The sequence below is a fragment of the Parviterribacter multiflagellatus genome (assembly GCF_056863265.1).
In genome coordinates this window covers 238,378-251,871 of the sequence record NZ_JBXPIZ010000009.1, presented here as the reverse complement: position 1 = coordinate 251,871, position 13,494 = coordinate 238,378, and the positions used below count along the sequence as shown (strand labels likewise).

11 protein-coding genes are annotated in these 13,494 nt (G+C 75.4%); 10 read left to right on the top strand and 1 reads right to left on the bottom strand.

Features of this window, described 5'->3' with window-relative positions:
* The first annotated feature begins 105 nt into the window (after positions 1–105).
* The 8 genes from AC1UE5_RS20260 (at position 106) to pdxT (ending at position 10,656) form a co-directional block, all read left to right on the top strand.
* Positions 106–1,296: a bifunctional glycosyltransferase family 2/GtrA family protein gene (locus tag AC1UE5_RS20260; RefSeq protein ID WP_482926914.1), complete on the top strand. Its 1,191-nt coding sequence runs from the start codon at positions 106–108 to the stop codon at positions 1,294–1,296.
* Complete coding sequence (locus tag AC1UE5_RS20255; RefSeq protein WP_482926912.1) at positions 1,293–3,581, top strand: glycosyltransferase family 39 protein; 2,289 nt, start codon at positions 1,293–1,295, stop codon at positions 3,579–3,581. The genes AC1UE5_RS20260 and AC1UE5_RS20255 overlap by 4 nt, the downstream gene beginning before the upstream one ends.
* A 104-nt stretch (positions 3,582–3,685) precedes the next feature.
* Positions 3,686–4,285, top strand: coding sequence for a GNAT family N-acetyltransferase (locus tag AC1UE5_RS20250; protein ID WP_482926910.1), 600 nt, complete (start codon positions 3,686–3,688; stop codon positions 4,283–4,285).
* A gap of 67 nt (positions 4,286–4,352) precedes the next feature.
* A complete protein-coding gene (locus AC1UE5_RS20245) occupies positions 4,353–7,550 on the top strand; it encodes an AfsR/SARP family transcriptional regulator (RefSeq protein WP_482926908.1) in 3,198 nt (1,065 codons plus the stop codon).
* Positions 7,551–7,668: 118 nt separating this feature from the next.
* On the top strand, positions 7,669–7,989 hold the full coding sequence (locus tag AC1UE5_RS20240) for a hypothetical protein (RefSeq protein ID WP_482926906.1): 321 nt from the start codon (positions 7,669–7,671) through the stop codon (positions 7,987–7,989).
* 320 nt (positions 7,990–8,309) lie between these two features.
* Positions 8,310–9,179 carry a MurR/RpiR family transcriptional regulator gene (locus AC1UE5_RS20235; protein WP_482926904.1) on the top strand — a complete coding sequence of 290 codons (870 nt, stop codon included), beginning with the start codon at positions 8,310–8,312 and terminating at the stop codon, positions 9,177–9,179.
* Between the two features lie 23 nt (positions 9,180–9,202).
* Complete coding sequence (gene pdxS, locus AC1UE5_RS20230; RefSeq protein ID WP_482926902.1) at positions 9,203–10,087, top strand: pyridoxal 5'-phosphate synthase lyase subunit PdxS; 885 nt, start codon at positions 9,203–9,205, stop codon at positions 10,085–10,087.
* Positions 10,081–10,656, top strand: a complete 576-nt coding sequence (pdxT, locus tag AC1UE5_RS20225) for a pyridoxal 5'-phosphate synthase glutaminase subunit PdxT (RefSeq protein WP_482926900.1) — start codon at positions 10,081–10,083, stop codon at positions 10,654–10,656. The genes pdxS and pdxT overlap by 7 nt, the downstream gene beginning before the upstream one ends.
* A gap of 206 nt (positions 10,657–10,862) precedes the next feature.
* Here pdxT and AC1UE5_RS20220 read toward each other — a convergent pair whose 3' ends face one another.
* Positions 10,863–12,548, bottom strand: a complete 1,686-nt coding sequence (locus AC1UE5_RS20220; RefSeq protein ID WP_482926898.1) for a hypothetical protein — start codon at positions 12,546–12,548, stop codon at positions 10,863–10,865.
* A 161-nt stretch (positions 12,549–12,709) separates the two neighbouring features.
* Here AC1UE5_RS20220 and AC1UE5_RS20215 point away from each other — a divergent pair, with 161 nt between their 5' ends.
* Together AC1UE5_RS20215 and AC1UE5_RS20210 are read left to right on the top strand one after the other, a co-directional pair.
* On the top strand, positions 12,710–13,165 hold the full coding sequence (locus AC1UE5_RS20215; RefSeq protein WP_482926896.1) for an SRPBCC family protein: 456 nt from the start codon (positions 12,710–12,712) through the stop codon (positions 13,163–13,165).
* Positions 13,162–13,491: an ArsR/SmtB family transcription factor gene (locus tag AC1UE5_RS20210; RefSeq protein WP_482926894.1), complete on the top strand. Its 330-nt coding sequence runs from the start codon at positions 13,162–13,164 to the stop codon at positions 13,489–13,491. The genes AC1UE5_RS20215 and AC1UE5_RS20210 overlap by 4 nt, the downstream gene beginning before the upstream one ends.
* Positions 13,492–13,494 lie beyond the last annotated feature (3 nt).

Below are 13,494 nucleotides of genomic sequence, written 5' to 3'. Positions count from 1 at the left end.
TGGCGGAGCTGTGTGGAACCTGAGAGGAAGCTGAGAACGTGCGGTCTCAGCGAGCTCTCAGGGTCGTCTGGGGCGGCTCTCGCAGGGCGGGTCGATCGTGCTGCCATGACCTCAGCAGCGACCCTCTTCCGGCCACCAAGGGCCGAGCTCGCGCGGCGGCGGCCGGAGCCGGCCGCGCGGGTGGACATCGTCGTGCCGGTGTACAACGAGCAGGGCGCGCTGCCGCCCTCGATCCGGCGCCTGCACGAGTACCTCAGCGAGGAGCTCCCGTACCGCTGGCGGATCGTCATCGCCGACAACGCTTCGACCGATCAGACCGCCCGGGTGGCCCGCGCGCTGGCCGACGACCTCGACGGCGTCGCGGCGCTCCGGCTCGACCAGAAGGGCCGCGGGCGGGCGCTGCGCGCGGCGTGGGGCGGGAGCGACGCCGACGTCCTCGTGTACATGGACGTCGATCTGTCGACCGACCTGCGCGCCTTGCTGCCGCTGATCGCCCCGCTGGTGAGCGGGCACAGCGACGTCGCGATCGGGACGCGGTTGGCGGCGGGCTCGCGCGTGGTGCGGGGGCCGAAGCGCGAGTTGATCTCGCGCGCCTACAACTCGATCCTGCACGCGACGCTCGGCGCGCGGTTCAGCGACGCGCAGTGCGGCTTCAAGGCGATCCGCGCGGACGTCGCGCGCGAGCTGCTGCCGCAGGTGCGCGACGACGCCTGGTTCTTCGACACCGAGCTGCTCGTGCTCGCGCAACGCGACGGCCGGCGGATCCACGAGGTGCCGGTCGACTGGACCGACGACCCGGACTCGCGCGTGGACATCGTCCGCACCGCGATGGACGACCTGCGGGGGATCGTGCGGCTGCTCGCGGGCGCACGGCTGACGCGGTTCCTCGCGGTCGGCGTCGTGTCGACGCTCGCCTACGCGCTGCTCTACCTGCTGCTGCGCGGTGGGCTCGGCGCCGGGGGTGCGAACGCGGTGGCGCTCGCGGTCACCGCGGTGGGGAACACGCAGGCGAACCGGAGGCTGACCTTCCGCTTGCGTGGGCGCGAAGGGCTGCTGCGCCAGCACGCGATGGGCGCGGTCGTGTTCGTCCTGACGCTCGGGTTGACGAGCGGGGCGCTCGGCGTCCTGCACGCGATCGACGTCGCGCCGGCGCGCGCGGTGGAGCTCGCCGTGCTGATCGCGGCGAGCGTGTGCGCGACCGTGACGCGGTTCGTCGCGCTGCGCAGCTGGGTGTTCGCGCGGCGCGGGCGGCAGGTCCGCGCGGTGGCCGCCGCGTCGGCGGAGGCGGGCGCATGAGCACCCCGGCGATCTTCGGGCCGCGCGCGGGTGAGCCGCGCGACGAGGCCGTCGCGGCGGCGAGCGCCGCCGCGCCTGCGGGCACGGCTGCGGGTGTCTCCGCCGGCGCACGGGCCACCACCACCTCACGCCCCATCGCCGCGCGGCTGCGGGCGGCGGCGCGGGGCGCGTGGGCGCGGCCCGAGCTGCTCGCGCTCCTCGCCGTCGCGGCCGTCCTGAACCTGTGGGCGCTCGACCTCAACGGGTACGCGAACTCGTACTACGCCGCCGGCGTCAAGTCGATGACGGAGAGCTGGCACGCGTTCCTCTACGGCTCGTTCGACGCGGCCGGCGTGATGACGGTCGACAAGCCGCCGCTGTCCTCGTGGATCCAGGCGCTGTCGGCCCGCGCGTTCGGGTTCGGCTCGTGGTCGCTGCTCGTGCCGCAGGCGCTGATGGGCGTCGCGACGGCGGGGTTCGTCTGGGCGATCGTCGCGCGGCGGTTCGGGCGGGCGGCCGGCCTCGCCGCGGGCCTCGCGTTCGCGCTCACGCCGATCACCGTCGCGGTCTCCCGCCACAACAACCCCGACGCGCTGCTCGTCCTGTGCTCGGTCGCCGCGCTGTGGGCGCTGGTGCGCGGGCTCGAGGACGGTAGGACGAAGTGGCTCGTGTGGGCGGGCGTGTTCGTCGGGCTCGGCTTCGAGGCGAAGATGGCCGCGGCGCTGATGGTCGTGCCGGGCATCGTCGCGGCGTGGCTGTGGGTCGCGCCGCGCGCCGCCGCGCGTGACGGGTTCGTCCTCCGGGACCATCTCGACGCGGCCAAGCAGCTGCTGATCGGCGGCGCGGCGATGCTCGCCGTCGGGCTCGCGTGGCCGGTGCTGGTGTGGCTGACGCCCGCCGCAGACCGGCCGTGGGTGTCGGGCACGAGCGACAACTCGATCTGGTCGCTGATCCTCGGCTACAACGGGCTCGGGCGGCTGTTCGGGCAGGACGGCGGGCCGGGCGGGAACGCCGGCGGTGGCCCGGGCGGCGGCGCGGGCGGTGTGTTCGGTGGCGACACCGGGCCGCTGCGCCTGCTCAACGAGGCGCTCGGCGGGCAGGCCGGCTGGCTGCTCGGGTTCGCGCTCGTCGCGGGCGCCGGCGTGCTCGTCCTCACGCGCCTGCGCCGGACCGACGCGCGGACCGGCTGGCTGATCGCCGTCGGCGGCGCGTGGCTCGTGAGCGCTGTCGCGTTCAGCAAGGCGCAGGGGATCTTCCACCCGTACTACGTCTCGCTCCTCGCGCCCTTCACCGCGGCGCTGGTCGGCGCCGGGGTCGGCGTGATGGCGCGCGACGGCGCGGCGCTGCGCGGCAACGGCGCCGACGCGGTCTCGCGCTGGGCGGTCCGCCTGCTCGGCCCGCTCGCCATCGCGGGCGGCGTCATCACGACGCTCGTCGTGCTCGACGACCAGCCCGAGTCGCTGTCGTGGCTGCCGCCGGTGCTCGTCGTCGGCGCGGTGGCCGCGGGGGCGGCGCTCGCGCTCGACCGCTTCGGTGGCGTCCCGAAGCTGCGCGCGGCGGTCGTCGCGGCGGTGATGGGGCTGCTGCTCGTCGCGCCGGGCACGTGGGCGGTGCAGACCCTGGACCACGCCACCAGCGGCACCTTCCCGGCCGGCGGCCCGACCTCGGCGTCCACGATGGGCGGCCCGGGCGGCGGTGGCGGCCGCGGCGGCCGCGGCGGCTTCGGCGGCGGCGCCCCGCCGCAGGGCCTGCAGGGCGGCGGCGCGCCCCCGGCGATGCCCGGCAACGGAACTGGTGGGACCAGTGGCGGAACTGGTGGGACCAGCGGCGCGCCGAGCTTCGGCGGGGGCGGCGGGTTCGGCGGCGGCGGCGGGGGAGGCATGTTCGGCGGCGGCAGCCAGTCGCTCTCCACCGCGGTCGCGTACGTCCAGGCCAACGGCGGCGGCACGATCGCCGTGTCGAGCCAGTCCGGCGCCGCGCAGCAGGTGATCGCGGGCGGTGACGTGCAGGTCGCGGCGATCGGCGGGTTCTCCGGGCGGGAGAGCCAGGTCACGATCGACTGGCTGGCCGACCGCGTCGCGTCCGGCGAGCTGCGCTGGTTCGTCACCGACGGCCAGGGCGGCGGCGGGATGCAGGACGGTCGCGTCGGCGCCAGCGACGTCCTCACGACCGTCGCCGGCACCTGCACGCCGGTCGACACGAGCACGACTGGTTCGACCAGTGACGCGACTGGTTCGACCAGCTCCACGAGCAGCAGCCTGTACGACTGCTCCGGCAAGGCCGACGCGCTCCGCGCCGCAGGCTGACCCGGCAGACGACGCCGCCAGGGACAGGCGGTTCCCGGGCCCGGCCCCGCGCCCTGCGACGCGCGGCGCCGGGCTCGTCGTCGTTCCGGCATGCTCCACGCGACATGGCGACCGAGCTGCGCAGCGTCCGACTCCTCGACGGCACCGAGATCCACGTGCGCCCGATCGCGCCCGACGACCAGGACGCCCTGCGCGAGGGCATGGAGCGGCTCGGGCCCGAATCGCGCTACAAGCGGTTCCTCGCGCCGGTCGGGCGGCTCACGAGCGCGCAGCTGCGGTACCTGACCGAGGTCGACCACCACGACCACGAGGCGCTCGTCGGGATCGATGCGGCGACCGGCGACGGGATCGGCGTCGCGCGCTACGTCCGCTTCGCCGACGACCCGCAGGCCGCCGAGTTCGCCGTCACCGTCGCCGACGACTGGCAGGGGCGCGGCGTCGGGACGGTCCTCCTCAACCTCCTCTCGGACCGCGCGCGCGAGGAGGGCGTGGAGCGGTTCCGCGGCACGATGCTCGCGACGAACCGGCCGATCCAGGAGCTGGTCGGGCTGCTGGGGGAGCCGCACGTCGTCGACCGCCAGCCCGGCACGATCGACGTCGAGGTCACGCTCCCGCCCGCCGGCGCCGGCGAGCGCCTGCACACCATGCTCCGCGCCGCCGCCCGCGGCGACGCCGCGCTGGAGCCCCGCAAGACCGCCGCGTAGAGAGCCTCCGAAGGCTCCAAGAGAAAACCCCACCGGCGCGTCCGCCGCGCGTAGAGTCGCGCGTGCAATGGACTTCCGCGTGCTCGGCCCTCTGGAGGTGGCCTCCGACGCCGAGACCGCCAGCCGGATCTCGGGGCGCAAGGAGCGCGCGGTGCTGGCAGCGCTGCTGGTCCATCACGGGCAGCCGCGCAGCGCCGAGGAGCTGGTCGCCGCGGTCTGGGGCGACGACGCGCCGCCGACCGCCGAGAAGTCGCTCCAGGTCCGCCTCTCCCACCTGCGCAGCGCGCTCGCCGACGGCAAGCGCGTGCTCGTCCGCGACGGCACCGGCTACCGGCTCGACGTGCCCGCGGACGCCATCGACGCCCACCGCTTCGCGCGCACGATCGACGCCGCCGCGAGCCTTCCGGCTGCCGAGGCGCTCGTCCGCTATGAGCAGGCGCTGGGCCTCGTCCGCGGCCGCCCGTACGCGGACGTCGAGGAGTTCGACGGCCTCGCGTCCGAGATCCGCCGCCTCGACGCGCTGCGCCTCCGCGCGGTCGACGGCCGTCTCCGCGCGCTGCTCGACCTCGGACGCCACGCCGAGGCGCTCCCCGAACTGGAGCGCGTCGTCCGCGACGAGCCGCACCACGAGGGCCTCGCGGCGCTGCTGATGCTCGCGCTCTACCGCGCGGGCCGGCAGGTCGAGGCGCTCGAGGTCTACCGCGCGACCGCCGACCGCCTGCTCGACCTCGGCCTCGAACCCTCGGAGGACCTCCGCCGGCTGGAGGGCGACATCCTCAGCCACCAGGTCGCCGCCGTCGCGCAGCCGGCCGGAACCGCGGCGGGCGCCAACGCCCCGCCCGCCCGCCGCACGAACCTGCCCGCCCGCGTCACGAGCTTCGTCGGCCGCCGCGCCGAGGTCGTCGACGTCCAGGACCAGCTCCGCCTCCAGCGCCTCGTCACCGCAACCGGGCCCGGCGGCGTCGGCAAGTCGAGCATCGCGATCGAGGCCGCGCGCGAGCTCGTCGACGAGCTCACCGACGGTGCCTGGCTGGTCGACCTGGCGGCCCTCGAATCGCCCGACCAGATCCCGTCCGCGATGCTCGACGCGCTGCCGTTCGGCGCGACCGGCGCGAACCTCCAGGACGAGGGGCGCGAGGCGATCGACACGCTGTGCGAGCGGCTCGCCGGCCGCGAGACGCTCCTCGTCCTCAACGACTGCGAGCACCTCGCCGCGGGCGTCGCGCGGGTCGTCGAGCGCGTCCTGGCCGAGGCCGACGGCGTCCGCGTCCTCGCCACCAGCAGGCAGGCGCTCGGCGCGCTGGGCGAGGCCATCCTCGACATCCGCCCGTTCGACCCCGAGGGCACCGAGGCGCCCCGGCTCTTCGTCGAGCGCGCCCAGGCCGTCCAGCCCGCGTTCCGCCTCGACGACGCGACCCGCGACGCGGTCAGCGCGATCTGCGCGCGCCTCGACGGGCTCCCGCTCGCCCTCGAGCTGGCCGCCGCCCGCGTCCGCGCGCTGGGGGTCGACGAGGTCGCGTCGCGGCTCGACGACCGCTTCGGCCTCCTCGGCGAGGCCACGGACGACGGCAGCCAGGGCGCGCGGGGCCGCCGGACGCTCGGCGAGGTGGTCGCGTGGAGCTTCGGCCTGCTCCCCGCCGCCGAGCAGGAGCTGTTCTGCCGCCTGTGCGTCTTCCGCGCGCCGTTCACGATCGAGGCCGCCGAGCGCGTCGCGGGCGGCGGGGCGGTGGACCGCGACCGCATCCCGGAGCTGCTCGTCTCGCTCGTCGACCGCTCGATGGTCGCGGCCGAGGACGGCGGCTACCGCATGCTGGAGACGCTGCGGGAGTTCGGGCTCCGGCGGTTGGAGGAGCGGGGCGCGCTGGAGTCCACGTTCCACCGCCACGCGAGCTGGGCCGCGGCGGTCGCCGACACCCACGGCCGCCGCCTGTACGCCGAGGGGGTCGACGCCGTCCGGCGCGCGCTCGCGCCCCATCGGCCCGACCTCGACGCCGCGATCGACCTCGCGCTCGACGAGGGCGACGCCGACCTCGGCCTCCCGCTCGCCAGCGCGCTCGGCGTGCTCGACTTCGGCCTCGGCGACAGCACCCGCGCACGCACACGCCTGGCCCGCGTCCTGCGGCTTCCCGTCGGCCAGCCCCAGGCGCGCGTCCCCGCGCTCACGCTCCAGGCGGGGCTCCTCACGCTGCACGGCCTGGTCGAGCAGGGTGCGACCGCCGCGACCGACGCGCTCGACGCCGCCACCGACGACCGCTGGCGCGACCGCGCCCGCGCCTACCGGGCGACGGCGAGGCTGCTCGGCGGCGACGTCGCGGGCGCGCTGGAGGACTTCGAGGGGCTGGAGGACCGGTTCACCGTCCGCGGCGAGCTGTGGATCCGCGGGATGACGAGCGGCTGGCAGGCGTTCGTGCGGCTCGTGCTCGGGGAGCTGGTCGAGGCCGAGCGCCTCTCGCGCCGTGCCGTGCAGGCGTTCGAGCGCTGCAACGACGTGTGGGGCCTGATGATCGCGAGCGTCAACCTCGCGCGCGTGGGCGTCGCGCTCGGCGCCTACGACGACGCCGCAGGCGCGCTGGAGCGGGCGCGCGAGGTGGGGGAGGCGACCGTGCCGCAGCGGCTCGGCCCGATCCTCCACGACCTCGGCCTCGTCGAGCTGCGCCGCGAGCGGTTCGAGCACGCCGCCTGGCTGTGGCGGCGCTGCACCGAGCTGACCGCGCCCGCCAACGCCGGCGGCTGGGTGCTCCTCACCGGCCCCGCCGAGCGCTGGTACGCGGTCATGTCCGCCGGCCACCTGGCGCGGATGGACGGCGACGCGCGCGTGGCGGCGACCCGGTACCGCGAGGCGCGGATGGTGCTGGAGGCGGTCGAGCGCGAGGAGCGCGACACGATCGGCGTGAACGCAGCGATCGCCACCGCGCTGCTGTTCGAGGGCGGCGTGACCGACCCGCAGGACGCGGCCGAGCTCCTCAAGCTCGCGCTCGCGCGCGCGATCGACTCCGGCGACCGGCGCCTCGTCGCGCGGGTGCTCGACGCGCTCGCCGCGCAGATCGAGGACGCGCGGACCGGGGCCGAGCTGCAGGGCGCCGCCGACGCCGTCCGCGCCGCGGCGGGCGGGCCGCTGCCGCCGATCGAGCGGCGTGCGGTCGAGGGCGTCGCGCTCGCGCTGCGCACCGAGCTGGGCGACGACGCGTACGAGGAGGCCGTGGCGCGCGGGCGCGACGACCCGCTCGCGATCGCACAGGCGATGGGCGCCGTGAGCACGCCGTGACCGGGGACGAGGCGCCTGGGGATGGCGCAGATCTCCCGCCGCACGCCCCGCACATGCAGGAGCGGCGCCCGGGGTAGTCGCACGTCACGATCGGCACGAACGCCTAGGAGGTCGGGGGATGCTCAAGCTGCGCCAGCCGCACCGCACGCGCGGGAACTACGTGCTCGCCGGTCCGCTCCGCTGGGTCGAGCCGGACGGCCGGAGCGCGGTGCTCCGGGTCGACGCCGCGGCGGGGCCGACGGGGCCCGCGGAGCGCTTCTGCGGGCGGACCGTGACGCTCGACCTCGGGCACGCGCGCGTGAGCGGGTTCGAACCCGACGGCGCGCAGCTGCGGGCGGGCGACATGGTCACCGTCCAGGCGCGGCTCCCGCGGGAGCTCGACGACCTGCCGTCCGTGATGGTCCCGCGCGCCGTCCTGAAGCTCGGCCCGCGCCTGTAGGGCTTGGCGCGAAAGGCGGCATGATCCGCCGTTTGCCGCGCGATCGGCGGCGGGTACGGCCTGAAGTACACACAGACCTCGAGGGTCCGGACTCGGCGCACATATCCCCCCGGCCCCGGCCCTCGACGTGGTGAGCCCAAGGGCGGAATCCGACGGCTCACCCAGCGACGCCCCCGCCTGTCCGGAGACAGGCGGGGGCGTCGTGCGTTTGAGCGGGTCTCGCGGCGATGTCCCGCCGCGCCAGCCACCCGCGATGACTCACTCAAACGTGTGGTGCGTTGAAGGGATGGCCGTGACCCACGTCGAAGATCGGTCCGCCCATGAAGCGCACCGTCACGACGACCGCCACCATGCCCATCGACGCCGGCCCGCAGGCCCTGTCGGAGTACATCCAGGCCCGATTCGACGAGTTCTCCCGTTCGCAGAAGGACGTGGCCCAGTACATCGTCGACCACCTCGACGAGGTCGCGTTCCAGACGGCCGAGGAGCTGGCGCGGCGCGCCAACACGTCGAGCTCGACGGTGGTGCGCTTCTCGCAGGCCCTCGGGTTCGAGGGGTACCCCGAGCTGCAGGGCGCCGCGCGGGACGAGTACCGCCGCCGCGTCGGCACGCCCGGCGGCGCCGAGACCGCGCCGCTGTTCGCGCTCGACATGTCGCCGTTCGAGACCGCGCTCGCGGCCGACCACAGCAACGTCGAGGAGACCGCGCGCAAGGCGTCGCGCTCGCAGGTCGAGGCGGCCATCGAGGCGATCGCGACCGCCGATCGTGTGCTCCTCGTCGGCACCGACCAGATGGCGTTCTTCGCGTCGTACATGCGCCACCTGCTGATGCTGCTCGACCTCCGCGCCGAGGTCGCCGCGTCGCCGTCGCAGGAGGCGCTCGGCCGCCTCTCCCGCATCGACGAGCGCACGCTCGTCATCGGCCTGTCCGCCGGTCGTCCGCACCCGCTCGTCACCCGCGCGATGAAGCTCGCCCGCCACCGCAAGGCGCCCACGGTGGCGATCACCGACGCCACGCTCTCCGAGGTGGCCAAGCTTGCGCAGATCCGCCTGTACTACTCGTCCAACTCGCCGGCCTACGCGCGCTCGCACACCGCGCTGCTGAGCCTCATCCAGGCCCTTGCCTTCGGGGTCTACGCGCGCGACGAGGGGCAGTACGAGGAGCGGATCAAGGCGTTCCGCCTGAAGTAGCCGCGTTCTAGACTGGTCGCGGTATGCGCGACGAGTCCACGTTCCGAGTCAAGACCGGCCTGGCCGAGATGCTGAAGGGCGGCGTCATCATGGACGTCGTCACGCCGGCCGAGGCGGAGATCGCCGAGAAGGCGGGCGCCGCCGCCGTCATGGCGCTGGAGCGTGTCCCGTCGGACATCCGCCGCGACGGTGGCGTCGCGCGGATGTCGGATCCGCAGATGATCAAGGGCATCCAGGAGGCCGTGACCATCCCGGTCATGGCCAAGGCCCGCATCGGCCACTTCGTCGAGGCGCAGGTCCTCGAGGCGCTCGAGGTCGACTACATCGACGAGTCCGAGGTCCTCACGCCCGCGGACGAGGCGCACCACATCGACAAGTGGCAGTTCAAGGTGCCGTTCGTCTGCGGCGCCACGAACCTCGGCGAGGCCCTGCGCCGCATCGGCGAGGGCGCGGCGATGATCCGCTCCAAGGGCGAAGCCGGCACCGGCGACATCGTCGAGGCCGTGCGCCACATGCGCTCGATCAAGGGCGAGATCCGCCGCCTCACGATGCTCGACGAGGCCGAGCTCTTCGTCGCCGCGAAGGAGCTGCAGGCGCCGCTCGACATCGTCCGCGGCGTCGCCGAGGCCGGCAAGCTGCCGGTCCCGCTGTTCTCCGCCGGCGGCATCGCCACGCCGGCCGACGCCGCGCTGATGATGCAGCTCGGCGCCGAGTCCGTCTTCGTCGGCTCGGGCATCTTCAAGTCCGAGGACCCGGAGGCGCGCGCCCGCGCGATCGTCGAGGCCACGACGCACTTCGAGGATCCGGCCCGCATCGCCGCGGCGTCCGAGGGCCTCGGCAAGACGATGGAGTCGCTCGAGGCGCGCAAGCTCGAGAGCGACCAGGTCTTCGCCGGCCGCGGTTGGTAGCCGTCACGCCCGCGCCCCTCATCGGCGTTCTCGCGCTGCAGGGCGGTTTCGCCCTGCACGCACGGATGCTGCATGAGCTCGGTGCGGAGGTCCGTGAGGTGCGGACCGTCGCCGACCTCGACGGGCTCGACGGCCTGGTGATGCCGGGCGGCGAGTCGACGACGATGACGCTCGGGATCGAGCGCGAGGGGCTGGCCGAACCGCTGCGCGAGTTCGCGCGCTCGGGGGCGCCCGTGTTCGGGACGTGCGCCGGGCTCATCATGCTCGACCGCACGCACCTCGGCCTGCTCGACGTGGACGCGCGCCGCAACGCGTTCGGCCGGCAGATCCACTCCTTCGAGACCGACCTGGAGATCGAGGGCGAGCGCGTCCACGCGATCTTCATCCGCGCGCCGTGGATCGCGTCGTGGAGCGACGACGTCGAGGTGCTCGCGGAGGTCGACGGCCACCCGGTCGCGGTCCGCCAGCGCAACCTGCTCGCGATCTCGTTCCACCCGGAGCTGTGCGACGAGAACGCGCTCCACGCGAAGTTCCTCGCGTCGGTGCGCGAGCGGCTCGCGGCCGGCTGAGAGGCGCCGGACGGGCGAGACCGGCCGGGGGCTTGGCCGGCCTCGCTGGCGCCCAGCGGTTCGTACGATCAGGAGGACAGCTCCGATCTGCTGCGAGGATGCCCAATGCAGCGACTTCCGGTGCGTCAAGTGTCGGTTTGCATCGCTTCTGGCGCGTGAACCTCTCGCCAGGTTGCCGCACGACGCCGTGCGAGGCGCGTGAAGGACTAGCCGCCGGTGGTGGCGGCGCCGCCGGTCGTGGCGGTGCCCTCGTCGTCCGGCGTGGTGACCTCGGGCGTGCTGGTGCCAAGGTCTGGGCTCTCCGTGCCCTCGCCGGCGGGGACGATCCCGGCCGCGCGCTGGTCGGCGAGGCGCTTGCGGCGGGCCTCGGCGGACGCGGCGCGGAGGTCGTCGACGACCGACGCGGCCTCGCCCTCCGGCACGGCCTGCTGCGCGCGCTCGGGCACGATGCCGGTGTCGAGCGGCGGCGAGGGGTCGTTGCCGCCGAACACGCCAGAGGCGACCATCGCGCCGACCGCGGCGATGGCCACGACCGCGAGCGCGGGGAGGAGGGTCGCGCGGCCGGGGAGGGAGCGGCGGTGCTCGTGCGGCGGCGCGGGCGGGTGGGCGTGCGCGTGCGGCTGGGCGGCGGCGAGCGGCGGTGGCGGCTCGGGCGCGGGAGCGGAGTCGTCCTTGTCCTCGTCCTCCTCGCGCACGTCCTCGTCCGCGGCGTCGTCGTCGCCTTCCGGCGCGACGGCGACCGCCTCGGGCTCGGCGTCCGTCTCCGTATCGGCCTCCACGTCGAGGTCCGCCGGCTCGGCCTCCGGCTCGTCGTCCTCCGGCTCCACGTCCTCGACCGGGTCGGCGAGGTCGACCGGCTCCTCCTCCGCGGCCGCCTCCTCGTCCTCCGGGTCCGCGGCGAGCGCGTCCATCTCCACCGTCTGCTCGACGGCGCCGGAGGCCGACTGGACGTGCTCGGCCTCCTCCTCGGGCGGGTCGGTCGCGCGCGCGACCTCGGCCTCCGCGGCGAGCTGCTCGTCGGCGCTCTCGTCCGGGACCTGCCACTCCATCGTCGGGCCGGGCGCCTCGACCTCCGGCTCCGGCTCCTCGACGGCGGGCGGATCGAGCGGCGTGAACGACGGCCCGGCCTCCTCCGCAGTCTCCCCCTGCTCCTGCTTCTTCTTCCGCCGCAGGCGCCGCGGGAAGAAGCCCGAGCCCTCCTCGGGCTCCACCGCACGGGCGAACCGCGGCGTCTCGGCGGCGGGCGACGTGGGAGGGGGAGCCGGCGCGGGCTCGGCCGCGTCCGGCGCGACCGCGTCGATCTCCACCGTCGGGTCCTCGAACACCGGCGGCCGCGAGACCGGGATCGGCCCGTCGGCCTCGGCCATCGTGCGGACGATCTGCTCGGCCAGCGCGGGCGGGAGCGCGTCGCGCGGCGCGGTCCGGTACGCGTCCTCGGCGTCGGAGAAGCGCTCCTCCAGCGCCCGTGCGACCGGCGACGCGTCGAGCAGGTCCTCGAGCACGGCCTCCTCGGCGTCGGACAGCCGCCCGTCGGCGCGGCGAAGCAGCAGCTCGGGCACGATCTCCAGGCTCGCCGTCGAGGCGAGCAGACGGCCCAGCCCGGCGCTCGGATCGGGCACCGGCGGCGCGGGCGGGCGCGGCGAGCGCGCGGCGGCAGCGAGCCGGGTGGCGGAGAGGAGTGCGACCTCCGGATGCAGGTCGCCGGGGCGCTCGGCGGCGATCACCGCGGCGCGGAAGCGCGCGAACGCGTCCGACACGGCCTCCAGCACGAGCGACGGCGAGCAGGCGCGCTCGCAGTACGCGAGCACGGCGGCGCCGCGCCGGTCGACCAGCGCGCGCAAGACGGCAGGATCGCCGTCCTTGATGCCCGTCGCGGTGACCTGCGGCGTCACTCCGGGGAGCGTACCCGGACGTCCGGTCGGCTGGCGCCCGGGCCTCCGGCGTCGTCGCCGAGGTGACCGCTCCTCGCTCGTGTAACCCCAGGGTTGCACGACAGCGCGAGACGTGTCACCATGCGGTTACACTGAACTCCGTTGCCGCCAAGGAGGCACCCATGGTCCCCGACCAGATCACCCGCGAGATCACCATCGACGCCCCGGTCGAGCGCGTCTGGGCGCTCATCACCGAGCCCGACCACCTCGGCGCCTGGTTCGCCGACGCCGGCGCGGACATCGACCTGCGGCCCGGCGGCCGCCTCGCGCTCCGCTGGAGCGAGTACGGCGAGCACGAGGCCCGCGTCGAGGCGGTCGAGCCGCCGCACCGGTTCGCGTTCCGCTGGCGCGCGAACCACCTCTCGGACGCGCCCGAGCTGACGCCGGAGACGTCGACGCTCGTCGAGTTCACGCTCGCCGCCGCCGGCGCGGGCACGCGCGTGACCGTGCTCGAGTCCGGCTTCAGCTCGCTGGCCGGGCCGGACGCCGGCCGCACCGAGTCCTACGAGGGCAACCAGCGCGGCTGGGTCCAGGAGCTCGGCCACCTCGCCGCGCACGCGGAGCGCCAGCTCGCGTGAGCACCGCGGAGCCTGCCGGCCCGGTCTTCGCCGCGCTCGCGGACCCGACGCGGTTCCGCGTCCTCACCCTGCTCGCCGAGCGGGGTGAGGCGACGGCGACCGGCCTGGCCGGCGAGCTCCCGGTCAGCCGCCCCGCGGTCATCAAGCACCTCGGCGTGCTGGACCGCGCCGGCCTCGTCGAGGCGCGGCGGCAGGGCAAGGAGGTCCGCTACACGGTGCGGACCGAGCCGCTCCAGCGCACGGCGGCGTGGCTCGACGGGCTCGCGACCGACTGGGACGCGCGGCTCGAGCGCCTCAAGCGGCTCGCGGAGGGCGGCGCCACGTAGGAT

What these genes read in the sequence shown, in the direction of transcription:
- AC1UE5_RS20260 (WP_482926914.1), top strand. Translation starts at nt 106, where the DNA reads ATGACCTCAGCAGCGACCCTCTTCCGGCCACCAAGGGCCGAGCTCGCG.
- AC1UE5_RS20255 (WP_482926912.1), top strand. Translation starts at nt 1,293, where the DNA reads ATGAGCACCCCGGCGATCTTCGGGCCGCGCGCGGGTGAGCCGCGCGAC.
- AC1UE5_RS20250 (WP_482926910.1), top strand. Translation starts at nt 3,686, where the DNA reads ATGGCGACCGAGCTGCGCAGCGTCCGACTCCTCGACGGCACCGAGATC.
- AC1UE5_RS20245 (WP_482926908.1), top strand. Translation starts at nt 4,353, where the DNA reads ATGGACTTCCGCGTGCTCGGCCCTCTGGAGGTGGCCTCCGACGCCGAG.
- AC1UE5_RS20240 (WP_482926906.1), top strand. Translation starts at nt 7,669, where the DNA reads ATGCTCAAGCTGCGCCAGCCGCACCGCACGCGCGGGAACTACGTGCTC.
- AC1UE5_RS20235 (WP_482926904.1), top strand. Translation starts at nt 8,310, where the DNA reads ATGAAGCGCACCGTCACGACGACCGCCACCATGCCCATCGACGCCGGC.
- pdxS (WP_482926902.1), top strand. Translation starts at nt 9,203, where the DNA reads ATGCGCGACGAGTCCACGTTCCGAGTCAAGACCGGCCTGGCCGAGATG.
- AC1UE5_RS20215 (WP_482926896.1), top strand. Translation starts at nt 12,710, where the DNA reads ATGGTCCCCGACCAGATCACCCGCGAGATCACCATCGACGCCCCGGTC.